This window comes from Pseudomonas sp. ARP3, assembly GCF_001029595.1.
GTDB lineage: Bacteria > Pseudomonadota > Gammaproteobacteria > Pseudomonadales > Pseudomonadaceae > Aquipseudomonas > Aquipseudomonas rhodesiae.
Genome location: NZ_LEKF01000007.1, coordinates 115371 through 127634, shown reverse-complemented (window position 1 = coordinate 127634; position 12264 = coordinate 115371). Strand labels below are relative to the sequence as shown.

The following is a 12264-nucleotide window of genomic DNA, read 5'->3' as shown; positions in this document are numbered from 1 at the left end:
TCCTTGGCGTCAAAAATCGTTAAAGTTATTTAGAAACAACCAGTTGTAACGACTGGTGCTAACCCTAGCAAGATATTGACGCGCGCCTTGTACCGTTTCGCTATAAGTCGGGGCAAAAAGCCATCTTCTTGCTTCAGCGATTAAAAAGTTGCCGACTGTGGAAACTTTCAATCAGCTTTCAAAACAGGCGCTTACATGACCTCAATCACGGAAAGTTGAAATTTGTTGCTCTAACATGTGACCCGCACCCCGCCATCGCGCATCAGTACAAGTAACTCGCCGCCTGGCTCGCCCAACCGACGGCACTCATTTGATTGGGCATTTAGAGAGAGACCCCAATGAACGCCCCGCTCCGCATCAACGAAGCTCTTTTGATCGCAGACCGTGCCTTCCAGCCCTTTCAGTGCGTGGCCTGGCACGATGGCAATGGCGCCCTCAGCCTCAGCGTCGTCGACCGCACCAACAACCGCATCGGCCGCAAGCAACTCTCGTCGAGTGCCTACACCGATCCCGCGCAATTGGAAAACCTGCTGTTGCAGGCGCGTGCCGAACTGGATAAAAGCGGCTATCAGTTACAATCCTGGGCAATGCCTAAGTAAATAAATCGACGGCACAACTTTCGATCCATACAAACCGTGATCGTAAGTTGTGCCGTTGAACTTAGCGTATTGAGTGTGACGGCAGAATAAACCGCTCGAAAGCTTCTGCGGCACCGTCGTCAATATTAGTGCCCGTCACTACATTGGCGCGACGTTTGACGGTTTCTTCCGCCTGGCCCATGGCAATCGCCAGCCCGGCCACCTCAAACATCGCCGGGTCATTGCCGCCATCACCGATGGCCGCAGTGTGCTCAAGCGCCACGCCCAGATGCTCGGCCAACGTTTTTAACGCCTCGCCTTTATTGGCCAGCATGGCCGTCACATCCAGATAAACCGGCTGCGACCGCGAAACCTGCGCCAGCCCCTCGACCTTGGGGTGCAAACGCGCCTCCAGTTCAACCAGCAGTTGCGTGTTAAGGCTGGCAGCGACAATCTTGTCGACCCGATCCAGATAGGGTTCAAAACTCTCCACCACCTGCGGCCCATAACCCAGCCCAGCGGTTTCCCGCGGTTCCATCGGGCCGGGCGAACCACGGCGCAGCCAATCGCCATCGGCAAACATCCAGACTTCCACCTCCGACTCGGCCGAAAACAGCGCCAAGGCGATCAGCGCGGCTTCAGCAGGCAGGTGGTGAGCCATCAAAACCCTGCCGTCCGGATGGATCAACGTACCGCCATTGAAGCCCGCCACCGGAACATCGATACCGAACGTTTCAATCAGGTGCAACATGGCCTTGGGCGGTCGCCCGCTGGCCAGGCTGAACAGCACACCGGCGTCACGCAAGGCACGAACCGCATCGGCCGTGCGTTGGCTGAGGCTGTGGTCGGGATGCAGCAACGTGCCATCCACGTCGCTGAGGATAAAACGGATGGGTTGGATCGCGGCATCACTCATCCGAGTGTGTGCCAGGTACGACCATCCCGGGCCAGCAGCGTGTCAGCCGCCGCCGGACCATCTTCACCTGCCTTGTAAGTCTGGATGCCATCATCTTCCTTCCACGCATCGAGGAATGGCTGCACCGCGCGCCAGCCGTTCTCAATGTTGTCGGCGCGCTGAAACAAGGTCTGGTCGCCGGTCATGCAGTCGTAGATCAGGGTTTCGTACCCCGTCGACGGTTGCATCTGGAAAAAGTCCTTGTAGGCGAAACCCAATTGGATATTGGCCATATCCAGGGTCGGCCCAGGCTTTTTCGCCAACAGGTCGAACCACATGCCTTCATTCGGCTGGATCTGGATTTTCAGGTAGGTAGGCTTGAGTTCATCCACGTCGGTATCGCGGAACTGCGCATAGGGGGCCGGCTTGAAGCAGATCACGATTTCGGTATCGCGCACACTCATGCGCTTGCCGGTGCGCAGGTAGAACGGCACGCCGACCCAGCGCCAGTTGTCGATCATCACCTTGAGCGCCACGAAGGTCTCGGTGCTGCTGTCCGGCGCGACGTTGGCCTCTTCGCGGTAACCCGGCAATGCCTTGCCGCCGATCTCGCCAGCGGTGTACTGGCCCCGTACCGAGTTGGCCCGTGCATCTTCCAGGGACCAGGGGCGCACCGCGCCAATCACCTTGGCCTTTTCCCCGCGCACCGCGTCGGCGCCGAACGCCGCTGGCGGCTCCATGGCGACCATGGCCAACAGCTGGAACAGGTGGTTGGGCACCATATCCCGCAACGTGCCAGTTTTTTCGAAGAAGTTACCCCGCGTCTCCACGCCGACGGTTTCGGCGGCGGTGATTTGCACGTGATCGATGTAGTGATTGTTCCAGAACGCTTCGAACAGCACGTTGGAGAAACGGCTGATCAGGATGTTCTGTACCGTTTCTTTGCCCAGGTAATGGTCGATGCGGTAGATCTGCTTCTCGCTCATCACCTTGAGCAGGCACGCGTTCAACGCTTCGGCGGTGGCCAGATCGGAACCGAACGGTTTTTCGATGACCACGCGACGGAAACCGTGGTCAGTTTCCGTCAACAAGCCGGCGCTGCCCAACCGCTGCACCACCTCGCTGAAAAAACGCGGCGCGGTGGCCAAATAGAACACCGCATTGCCGGTGCCGCTCTCGGCGATTTTCTTGCCGATGTCGGTGTAGGTGCTGTCGTCGAGGAAGTCGCCCTCGACGTAGCTGATGCCTTTGGCCAACTGAGCCCACAACTGCGGGTCCAGCGCGTTCTCGGCATTGCCTTTGACCTTGCTCGCGGCTTCGGTGCGAATGAAATCTTCGAGTTTCTTGGCGAAGTCGGCATCGCTGATGGCGTTGTGATCCACCCCGACGATGCGCAAGCCGTCGCCCAGCAACCCGTCGCGACTGAGGTTGTACAGCGCCGGCATCAGCAGGCGCTTGACCAAGTCGCCATGGGCACCAAACAGGAACAAAGTGGTAGGTGGAGCGGGTTCGGCCTTCAGTTTTTTGCCGTTAGCCGTCATTTTTTGGAAGTCTCCACGTGACCACCGAAGCCGAAGCGCATCGCCGACAGCATCTTGTCACCGTAAGTGCTCTGCTGGCGCGAGCGGAAACGGGCGAACAACGAGGTGGACAGCACCGGCACCGGCACGGCTTGTTCCATGGCCGCTTCGATAGTCCAGCGGCCTTCGCCACTGTCGGCCACGGAGCCGGAATAGCCGTCGAGTTTCGGGTCGGTGGCCAGGGCATCGGCGGTCAAGTCCAGCAACCACGACGACACCACGCTGCCACGGCGCCACACTTCGGCGATATCGGCCACATTCAGGTCGAAACGCTGATCTTCGGGCAAGTTCTCCGAGTTCTTGGTTTTGAGAATGTCGAAACCCTCGGCGAACGCCTGCATCATTCCGTATTCGATGCCGTTATGGATCATCTTGACGAAGTGCCCGGAACCGGCCGGCCCAGCGTGGATATAACCGTGTTCGGCGCGCGGGTCGGCGGCGGCGGAACGGTCCTTGGTGCGCGGAATGGTGCCCAGGCCTGGCGCCAGGCTGGCGAAGATCGGGTCCAGACGCTGCACGGTTTCGGTATCGCCGCCAATCATCATGCAATAGCCGCGTTCCAGGCCCCAGACACCGCCGGAAGTGCCGACGTCGACATAGTGCAGACCTTTTTTCGCCAGGGCCTTGGCGCGGCGTACGTCATCCTTGTAGTTGGTGTTGCCGCCATCGATGATTACGTCGCCGCTGTCCAGCAGTTCACTGAGTTCTTGAATGGTGTTCTCGGTGGGGTCGCCCGCCGGCAACATGACCCACACGGCGCGAGGCTGCTGCAGCCCGGCGACCAGGGCTTTGAGGTCGGCGACGCCGGTGGCGCCCTCTTCGCTCAAGCCTTTGACAAATGCTTCGTTACGGTCGTAAACAACGGTGGTATGCCCATTGAGCATCAGGCGCCGTGCAATATTCCCGCCCATGCGGCCTAGTCCGATAATCCCCAGTTGCATGTGCTGATGCTCCTAACTACTAAAAAATGTGTGACATAGTTTATAGCGCAATGAGGCTAATGAGGGTTAGTCCAGAGCGGATCGGTGTAGTTTCATGCCAAAAAAGATGCCATCGTTTCACCATCACCGCGGCAAAAGTCACACGACCACCAAAAATAAAAAAGTTCCATTGCTGTGAAAAAGAATTCAGAATTGCTTCCGACTGATGCCGAGAACCTCGACTCAAGCGTTCTGGCACACCGCGACACACCGGCTATTTGCGAGGCAAGCAATGAGCACAGCACAGATGACCCGCCCTCCCCAGACTCTCTACGTCAATATCCGTCGCGATGAGTTGCGTCAGTTGAAAGACGAGCGCGAACAATTGCAGCAGGAAGTCATGCGCCTGCGCTCGTACATCATCCAGGCTCAACTGGATCAGCCGGCCGGCGCGCAACCTGCACTCTGCTGAGCCCTGTCACCGCTTTGTAAGATAACCCCTACAAAAATCTCACAAAGTTTTCACACGCCCATCCCGATACTCCCGCCCCCAAAGGCCGCCCCTTAAAACCAGGGTGGCCGGTGTTGCGTGCAGCCCTGCGCGTCAACTGGAAAACTCTTGGGTTGGAGCGCCGGATGGCAATGTTCAAACGCAGCACTAAGTCTGCGAAAGGCTTTGATTGGGCTGGCCTTGGCTGGCTGTTCCTGTTTTTCTGGTATTTCTCGGGTATTACCCAACTGCTGATCCAACTCAGCGGCACCTCGGGTTTCAGCGGGTTTCGCCAAGCCTTTTTCATGAGCGCCCTGTGGCTCGCGCCGATGCTGGTCTTTCCACGCCAGACCCGTGTACTCGCCGCCGTGATCGGCGTGGTGCTGTGGGCCTGTTCCATGGCCAGCCTGGGATATTTCTTCGTTTATCAGCAGGAATTTTCCCAGAGCGTCATCTTTATCATGTTCGAGTCGAACATCTCCGAAGCCGGTGAATACCTCACCCAGTACTTCGCCTGGTGGATCGTACTGGCGTTCATTGCCCACACTGCCTTAGCCATCTTCCTATGGACCCGCGTGCGCCCGGTCTACCTGCCGCGCGGCCAGGCGTTACTGGCGGCAACCGCGATCCTGGTGGCCATTGTCGGCTACCCGCTGGTCAAGCAGATTGCCCGTAGCGAGACCTTGGCCGACGGCATCGACCGCTTCGAAACCCGCATCGAGCCGGCCGTACCTTGGCAGATGATCGTGGCCTACCGCCGTTACACCGAACAACTGGACAACATGCAGGGCATGCTGCACAGCGCCAGCCAGATCCCGCCGCTGACCAACCTCAAGGACGCCGCCGCCGGCCAGCCGTCGACACTGGTGCTCGTCATCGGCGAATCGACCAACCGCCAGCGCATGAGCCTGTACGGCTATCCACGCGCAACCACACCAGAGCTGGACAAGCTGCGCGACCAATTGGCCGTGTTCGACAATGTCATCACCCCACGCCCCTACACCATCGAGGCGTTGCAGCAGGTCCTGACCTTCGCCGACGAAGAAAACCCCGACCTGTACCTCAAGACGCCATCCATCGTCAGCATGATGAAACAGGCCGGCTACAAGACTTACTGGATCACCAACCAGCAGACCATGACCAAGCGCAACACCATGCTCACGACCTTTTCCGAACAGGCCGACGAGCAGGTGTACCTGAACAACAACCGCAACCAGAACGCCCGTCAGTACGACGGCGATGTATTGGCACCGTTTTCCAAGGCCCTGGCCGATCCGGCCGAGCGCAAGTTCATCGTGGTGCACCTGCTGGGCACGCACATGAGCTACCAGTACCGTTACCCGCCCAGCTTCGACAAGTTCACCGACCGTGAAGGTGTGCCTGCGAGCATCAGCGACGATCAGTTGCCGACCTACAACAGCTACGACAATGCGGTGCTGTACAACGACTTCGTGGTGTCGAGCCTGATCAAGGACTACGCCAAGACCGACCCCAACGGCTTCCTGCTGTACCTGTCGGACCATGGCGAAGACGTATTCGACTCCGCCGGCCACAGCACTTTGGGCCGCAATGAAGGCAAGCCGACGGCGCCGATGTACACCATTCCGTTCATGGCCTACGCCTCGCCGAAATGGCGCGAAAGCCACAGCTGGAATTTTGCCGGCGACCTGCAGCGGCCCTACAGCAGCTCACAGTTGATTCACACCTGGGCCGATCTGGCCGGGTTGAGCTCCACTGAGCTGGACCGCAGCAAAAGCCTGGTGAGTGACAGCTTCAAACCGCGCCCGCTGCTGATTGGCGACCCCTATCAGCGCCAGCAAAAGCCGCTGATCGACTTCAGCCTCATCAAGCCGAAGAAAGCCGCCACCACCGAAGTGGTGCTACAGGAAACACCGGCCTTGTAACAGAAAGATAACAATCATTCTCGTTTAAGCCTAAAGTTGCCCTGCTCCTTTCGTCTTTGAGCCATGGCCTTTTCATACCGAAAAGGCCGCAAAGACGACAAGGAGTCTTCCGCGATGATCGCGCCCTTCACCCGTTCCATGTCCTTTTCGCTCAGCGTGTTTGGCCTGTTGCTGAGTCCTGACTTGCTGGCTGAAACCGATAGCGACCCAACACCGCTGGAGTTGCAAGCCACCAGCATCACCGCGGATGGCCTCGGCGCCACCACCGAGCACACCGGGTCCTACACAACCGGTTCGATGAACACCGCCACGCGCCTGAACCTGTCCGTCAAGGACACTCCGCAGTCGATCTCGGTAATCACCCGCCAGCAGATGGACGACTTCAACCTCAATACCTTGACCGACGTGCTGCGCCAGACCACCGGCATCAACGTGCAGCACAACGACTCCGAACGCGTGGCCTATTCTTCCCGTGGCTATGGCATCAGCAATTTCCAGATCGACGGAATGCTCAATACGTTCGGCTATATGAAGTCCGACGCCGACACCATCATCTACGACCGTATCGAAGTGGTGCGCGGTGCGACGGGCTTGACCACCGGTGCGGGCGATCCTTCGGCCACCGTGAACATGGTGCGCAAGCGCCCTACCGCCCAATGGCAGGCAAAAACCGGCGTCAGCGGTGCCAGCCATGACAATTACTACAGCTACCTGGACGTCGGCGGTCCGCTGGCGTTCGACGGTCGGCTACGCGGGCGCACGGTGCTGGCTTACCGCGACAGCCAGTCGTTCCGAGATAACTATGCGCTGCAGCGCTCGGTCGGCTACGGCATTCTTGAAGGTGACCTGTCAGACGATACCGTGCTGGCCGTGGGGTTCGATTACCAGGACAAGCAGGTTCAAGGCACCTCCTGGGGCACCGTACCATACTGGAACAGCCGGGGCGAAAAGGCCAGGCTGCCGCGCTCGACCAATATGGCGGCGCACTGGAGCTCCTGGCCGCTGACCGACAAAACCACTTTCGCGACCCTGGATCATCGCCTGGCAGGCGACTGGCACCTGAAAGCCGCCTATACCCATCGGCAAAGCGACACGGACGGCAAGGTGTACTACGGCGGCGCGGGCTTCCCCAACGACGACCGCAGCGGCATGAGCGCCTGGGCCAGCCATATGCGCGGCACTTCGAGAATGGAAGCCGTTGACCTGAATCTGGCCGGCAGTTATGCGCTGCTGGGGCGCGAACATGCACTGATGATGGGCTACGGCGAAGCGGCCCAACGCGACGTGTCGCCGTTTATGCGCAGCCGCCTGGATGACAGCTACTACACCATTGAAGATTGGAAATACATGGGCGGCATCCCCAAGTTCACCGACACGGTCACCGACCTCAAGGGCGAACACAGCAGCAAACAGCAAAAGGCCGGTTACCTGGCCACCCGCCTGAGCCTGACCGAGCGCCTGCACGCCGTACTGGGCAGTCGCTACGGCAGTTGGGAGTTGGAAAGCGCGGCCCCGAGCTACGATGCCAACAACCAACTGACCGCCAACGACAAGACCCGCCAGACCCACAACGATATGTGGACGCCCTACGCCGGGCTGCTCTATGACTTGACGCCGGAGTACACCGTCTACGCGAGCTACACCGATATCTTCAAACCGCAAAGCCTGCGGGATGCCAACAAGAAATACCTGGAGCCGGTGGTGGGCAGCAACTATGAAGTCGGCCTCAAGGGCAGCGTGCTCAATGAGCGCGTGAACCTGGCCGCCGCGTACTTCTGGAGCACCCAGGACAACGTCGCGGAACGCGACTACTCGGTGGCGCCGAACCCGGCCACCGGCGAGGAGTACTATAAGTCCGGCGGCAAAGGCAACAAGGTCAACGGCTTCGAGCTGGAGGTTGCCGGCGAGATCATGCCGGACTGGAACCTTACGGCGGGTTACACCTACAGCCACTCGGTGAACGGCGCGGGCACACGCAACAACACCGGCCAGCCCCTGAACCTGCTGAAGGTGTCCAGCGCTTATCGCCTGCCAGGCGCATGGCGCAAGCTTACCGTGGGCGGCGCGGTGAATTGGCAGAGCGACATTTACGATTTCGGTAATCGGCCCACGGGGGAACGGAATGCCGACGGCGAGCTGATCACTACCCGCGACAAGATCACGCAGCAGGCTTACACCGTGGTCAACCTGATGTCGCGCTACCAAGTCGACGAGCATCTATCGGCATCGTTGAACATCAACAATCTATTCGATCAGAAGTACTACGAACGCGTCGGTTTCTATAACGGCGTGTACTGGGGCGACCCCCGCGCGGTTACCTTGGCCCTGGACTGGAAGCTTTAATCTCGACACCCGAAGTTAATAAAAAAAGTTAACTTCGGGTGTGCCTCAGGTTAATTCCCACTTAATGACCCGCCCCCATAGTTGCCCCATCCATTCGATCAGGGAGCGAGCGAATACCGATCACACTTAATGGGAACACCACCATGAAACTTTCCACCCTAATCCTCGCCAGCCTGATGACGTTGACCTCCGCCGCAGCCTTTGCCGAGGGCGGTTCAGAGCGCTCGAAGGAGTTCTACAACAACTTCGCCTTTATTCAGGAGCAGACTCACGGCCCTCTGCAACAGCAAACCGCAGCTGCTGACGGTAGAGACTTGAAGAACACGCCTGTCGAACAATCTGGCATTGAACAGCAACCCAAGGGTTAATTTAATCGGGTGTTAATCCGCAGCTCCCTTTGTCATTTCGCTCCTTTGGCAATGGTTAACTTGGCGCCATTCAATGGCGCCTTTTTTATTACAGCGGTTTATTCCAAAAAAGCATGCGGCCATGGGCCGGATCAAACACCGCATCATCAAAGCCGAACTTGCGATAAGCCGCCTGCGCCACGGCATTGCCTTCAAGTACTTCCAGGGTGATCTTGCAGCAGCCACGCTGGCGGGCGATTTCCTCGACCTTCTGCAGCATTTTCTGACTCAACCCCAACCCGCGAAAACGCTCCATCACCGCCACATCATGCACATTGACCAACGGTCGGCAGGCAAACGTGGAGAACCCTTCAAAACAGTTGATCAACCCTGCGGGCTCGCCGCCGACAAATGCCAGCACGCTGAATGCATGGGGCCGCTTGGCCAGTTCCGCCGGCAGTTGCTCCAGCAAGTCAGCGGGCAGGCCATGGCCGCCACCCATGGGGTCTTCAGCGTAATGGTTGAGTAACGTGGCGATCGCCTCGGCATGCACGGGATTGGTGTAGCTGGCTTGCAGCACCAGGATGTCAGGGGTGTCCATTTCCGTCCTCGATAGCAACAACAAGGGAATCAGCTCCCTTTGAGAGGCACGATTGTACGCACGGCGTCAGCCGCAGATGAAGGAGATTAACTACAAATCCGCGCATGAAAGCGCGAAGGTTTTACCCATCAAAAGCGTCTGCCGGACGGTTTCGGTGGCTTTTCCTACGGGGTCGCGCCGAAACGCTGTAGCTGCATTTCCCGTAAGCGACTCAAGGTTCGACGGAACGGAAATTCCAGGTAGCCCTCGGTGTAAAGGCGCTCCAACGGGACGCGGGCCTCGATGAACAGCGGCACCTTGCGGTCGTAGCATTCATCCACCAGGGCGATAAAACGCCGCACGCTGTCATCGTGCACCGACAACGCCGGCAGTTCGCGATCACCGGCCAGCACGCGCTGGGCCGCATCTTCGGTGCCACGGGCAATCCGGCCAGGCCGCTTGCGGGCGCTCAACTCAGGGACTTCGCCGAGCAGGATCGCGCGGTAGCGATCGCACAGCAGCATAAAGTCCATCGCCGCCAAGGGTTGTTCACACAGATCGGCGTAACGGCACCACAGCACAAGGTCGCTGGCGCGCGCCGCGACGATGCGGCGATGCCCGACGTCAATCGGCCCACTGACCACCGGCTGCCCTTCGGCCAGACGCCCAAATACCTCGGCCAACGCCTCCGGCTGGTTGACCCAGTAACGCTGCAGGCCGATTCCGGGGTGCAGACGGTGATCCTCGTCACCGTCCACCGCCAACACCTGCATATGCCGCTTGAGTGCGGCGATGCCCGGCAGGAAGCGCTCGCGGTTGAAACCCTCGGCATACAACTGATCGGGCGGCTGGTTGGAGGTGCAGACCATCACCACACCCGCCTCGAACATGACCTGGAACAAACGGCCCAGGATGATCGCATCGCCGATATCGTTGACGAACAATTCATCGAAGCACAGCACTCGCACCTCACGACTCAGCTCATGCGCCAGAGCCTGCAACGGGTCGGGTGTGCCACTCAATTGGAACAGACGCTGATGCACCCAGCCCATAAAGTGATGAAAATGCTGGCGCCGCGCGGGGACACGCAGGCTTTGATAGAACTGGTCCATCAGCCAGGTTTTACCGCGCCCCACCGGGCCCCATAAGTAAACCCCGTTGATCGGCGCGCAGCCCTGATGCAGGGCCTGATGGCAGGCTTGCAGGGCCTCGACCGCGCGGCGCTGGGCGGCGTCGGTCACAAAGCCCTGCTGGGTGATGGCGTGTTGGTAGGCCGCTAGAGGCGAGTCGAAAGTCATGCCCGCCAGTATGACCTACACGGAAATATCCAGGCGTGAAATCTTTCCCTGCTCATTCAAGCGAAAGGTGTAGCGCAACTCCAGCGGGCTGCCCGGAAAATTACCGGTTACCACGTTGCTGACCAGCACCTTACCCGTGCGATGCTGCACCTTAAGCACTTCGACCCGCGGCTGGTAGCGCTGGGCCGTGTCCTCCATCCAGCGCGCAATGGCGGCGGTGCCGACCTGATGCTGGCCTTCATCGAACACGTTGGCGTCTTCGGCAAAACATTGGGCCACCACCGAGATGTCGCGGCTATTGATCGCTTCGATATAGGTGGCGATGGCCGGGGCCAGTTCGTTAAGGGGCATGGCACAACTCCTGTCGGTTGATTTTGTAAGGCCATGCTAAGCCAGCGTTGTGTCAGTTTTTGTCAGGAGTGAAACGGCCGCTGTCATCCTGTTCCATCAGCTTGCGCCAGGCCCGCAACCAGTCACTGCGGCGGCCCGGATAGCGTTCTCCACGGGCGTCGGCGCTGGCCACGCGGTCGGTGCGAAAAGTGCGATAGGCGCCGCGTAACTCGCACCAGGCGACGACCACCCGCACCTCATTCAGAAAGCCCAGGGCCAGCGGCCAGATCAGGCGCTGGCTTTGGGTTTGACTGGCGTCCGCGTAATCGATGTGCAGCTTGCTCTGCTGGCTGATCGCCTCGCGAAACACATTGAGCGGCACGCGGTTTTCCGGATAGCCGAACCCCGGCGGACCCGGCAACAGGGTCGGGTTGCGCAAGGCTTCTTGAGCGGCAGGGTCCAGCACATCGGCGATTTTCGCCAAGGCGTTGGCGGCGGCACGACTGAGCACGTCATCGCCACGCTGATCCACATAGCGCAAACCCAGCACGATCGCCTCGGTTTCCTCGGCGTTGAGCATCAAGGGCGGCAAGAACAGGCCGCTGCGCAACACGTACCCTACCCCGGCCTCGCCGAAAATCGGCGCGCCCAGCGCGGTCAACTCAGCGATGTCGCGGTACAGCGTGCGCTCGGACACCTCCAGCTGCGCCGCCAGCGCGGCCGCCGTGACCGGGCGCTTGCGCCCACGCAGGGCCTGCAGCAAGGTCAGTAAACGAGTGGTGCGGGACACGTTGATGGCTCAGGGGGAAAAGATGCCGCAGTTTAGCACCTGCTACTGACAGAACTTGTCAGTAGCAAATGCCTGCGGTTTGCTGAGGTGTTGCGGTGTTTTGATAGGGCTGCTTCGCAGCCCGGCGCGGGGCAAGCCCGCTCACCACAAAAAAAGCCCGCTCATCTCAGTAAGGGGTGAGCGAACGGGGATGACAACGCACCGGTCCC

The 12264-nt window shown here is 59.5% G+C and carries 12 protein-coding genes; 5 read left to right on the top strand and 7 right to left on the bottom strand.

Annotated features, from left to right (window positions below):
- Positions 1–338 precede the first annotated feature (338 nt).
- Positions 339–599: a hypothetical protein gene (locus ABX75_RS10975; RefSeq protein ID WP_034097070.1), complete on the top strand. Its 261-nt coding sequence runs from the start codon at positions 339–341 to the stop codon at positions 597–599.
- A gap of 61 nt (positions 600–660) precedes the next feature.
- Here the strand turns inward: ABX75_RS10975 and ABX75_RS10970 are convergent, their stop codons facing one another.
- Genes ABX75_RS10970 through gnd form a run of 3 tightly spaced genes read right to left on the bottom strand, consistent with a single transcriptional unit; the run spans position 661 to position 3994 of the window.
- The gene (locus ABX75_RS10970; RefSeq protein ID WP_034097069.1) at positions 661–1494 is read right to left on the bottom strand and encodes a Cof-type HAD-IIB family hydrolase; all 834 of its coding nucleotides are present in this window, start codon (positions 1492–1494) and stop codon (positions 661–663) included.
- Entirely contained in the window at positions 1491–3014 is a 1524-nt protein-coding gene (zwf, locus tag ABX75_RS10965; protein WP_034097068.1) for a glucose-6-phosphate dehydrogenase, read from the bottom strand. Before zwf ends, ABX75_RS10970 begins: the two co-directional genes overlap by 4 nt.
- Positions 3011–3994 (bottom strand): phosphogluconate dehydrogenase (NAD(+)-dependent, decarboxylating), encoded by a 984-nt coding sequence (gene gnd, locus ABX75_RS10960; RefSeq protein WP_047881926.1) that lies wholly within the window; start codon positions 3992–3994, stop codon positions 3011–3013. The genes zwf and gnd overlap by 4 nt, the downstream gene beginning before the upstream one ends.
- A gap of 271 nt (positions 3995–4265) precedes the next feature.
- Here gnd and ABX75_RS29370 point away from each other — a divergent pair, with 271 nt between their 5' ends.
- The 4 genes from ABX75_RS29370 to ABX75_RS10945 all read left to right on the top strand — a co-directional run bounded on the left by ABX75_RS29370 (position 4266) and on the right by ABX75_RS10945 (position 9078).
- Positions 4266–4445: a DUF6026 family protein gene (locus ABX75_RS29370; protein ID WP_256203854.1), complete on the top strand. Its 180-nt coding sequence runs from the start codon at positions 4266–4268 to the stop codon at positions 4443–4445.
- A gap of 164 nt (positions 4446–4609) precedes the next feature.
- Positions 4610–6367, top strand: a complete 1758-nt coding sequence (locus tag ABX75_RS10955; protein ID WP_034097066.1) for a phosphoethanolamine transferase CptA — start codon at positions 4610–4612, stop codon at positions 6365–6367.
- Between the two features lie 114 nt (positions 6368–6481).
- Positions 6482–8710, top strand: coding sequence for a TonB-dependent siderophore receptor (locus tag ABX75_RS10950; RefSeq protein ID WP_047881925.1), 2229 nt, complete (start codon positions 6482–6484; stop codon positions 8708–8710).
- 143 nt (positions 8711–8853) lie between these two features.
- Complete coding sequence (locus ABX75_RS10945) at positions 8854–9078, top strand: hypothetical protein (RefSeq protein WP_034097064.1); 225 nt, start codon at positions 8854–8856, stop codon at positions 9076–9078.
- 88 nt (positions 9079–9166) lie between these two features.
- Here the strand turns inward: ABX75_RS10945 and ABX75_RS10940 are convergent, their stop codons facing one another.
- From ABX75_RS10940 to ABX75_RS10925, 4 genes are all read right to left on the bottom strand, one after another.
- Entirely contained in the window at positions 9167–9658 is a 492-nt protein-coding gene (locus tag ABX75_RS10940; RefSeq protein ID WP_034097063.1) for a GNAT family N-acetyltransferase, read from the bottom strand.
- 164 nt (positions 9659–9822) lie between these two features.
- The gene (gene zapE, locus ABX75_RS10935; protein ID WP_047881924.1) at positions 9823–10935 is read right to left on the bottom strand and encodes a cell division protein ZapE; all 1113 of its coding nucleotides are present in this window, start codon (positions 10933–10935) and stop codon (positions 9823–9825) included.
- Positions 10936–10950: 15 nt separating this feature from the next.
- Positions 10951–11286, bottom strand: a complete 336-nt coding sequence (locus tag ABX75_RS10930; protein ID WP_047881923.1) for a nuclear transport factor 2 family protein — start codon at positions 11284–11286, stop codon at positions 10951–10953.
- Between the two features lie 52 nt (positions 11287–11338).
- Positions 11339–12055 (bottom strand): YafY family protein, encoded by a 717-nt coding sequence (locus tag ABX75_RS10925; protein WP_047881922.1) that lies wholly within the window; start codon positions 12053–12055, stop codon positions 11339–11341.
- Between the last annotated feature and the right edge of the window lie 209 nt (positions 12056–12264).

Excerpts from the sequence above, each read along its gene's own strand:
- ABX75_RS10970 (WP_034097069.1), bottom strand. The coding sequence starts at position 1,494 with ATGAGTGATGCCGCGATCCAACCCATCCGTTTTATCCTCAGCGACGTG.
- ABX75_RS10930 (WP_047881923.1), bottom strand. The coding sequence starts at position 11,286 with ATGCCCCTTAACGAACTGGCCCCGGCCATCGCCACCTATATCGAAGCG.
- ABX75_RS29370 (WP_256203854.1), top strand. The coding sequence starts at position 4,266 with ATGAGCACAGCACAGATGACCCGCCCTCCCCAGACTCTCTACGTCAAT.
- ABX75_RS10975 (WP_034097070.1), top strand. The coding sequence starts at position 339 with ATGAACGCCCCGCTCCGCATCAACGAAGCTCTTTTGATCGCAGACCGT.
- zapE (WP_047881924.1), bottom strand. The coding sequence starts at position 10,935 with ATGACTTTCGACTCGCCTCTAGCGGCCTACCAACACGCCATCACCCAG.
- ABX75_RS10945 (WP_034097064.1), top strand. The coding sequence starts at position 8,854 with ATGAAACTTTCCACCCTAATCCTCGCCAGCCTGATGACGTTGACCTCC.
- ABX75_RS10955 (WP_034097066.1), top strand. The coding sequence starts at position 4,610 with ATGGCAATGTTCAAACGCAGCACTAAGTCTGCGAAAGGCTTTGATTGG.
- ABX75_RS10940 (WP_034097063.1), bottom strand. The coding sequence starts at position 9,658 with ATGGACACCCCTGACATCCTGGTGCTGCAAGCCAGCTACACCAATCCC.
- zwf (WP_034097068.1), bottom strand. The coding sequence starts at position 3,014 with ATGACGGCTAACGGCAAAAAACTGAAGGCCGAACCCGCTCCACCTACC.
- gnd (WP_047881926.1), bottom strand. The coding sequence starts at position 3,994 with ATGCAACTGGGGATTATCGGACTAGGCCGCATGGGCGGGAATATTGCA.
- ABX75_RS10950 (WP_047881925.1), top strand. The coding sequence starts at position 6,482 with ATGATCGCGCCCTTCACCCGTTCCATGTCCTTTTCGCTCAGCGTGTTT.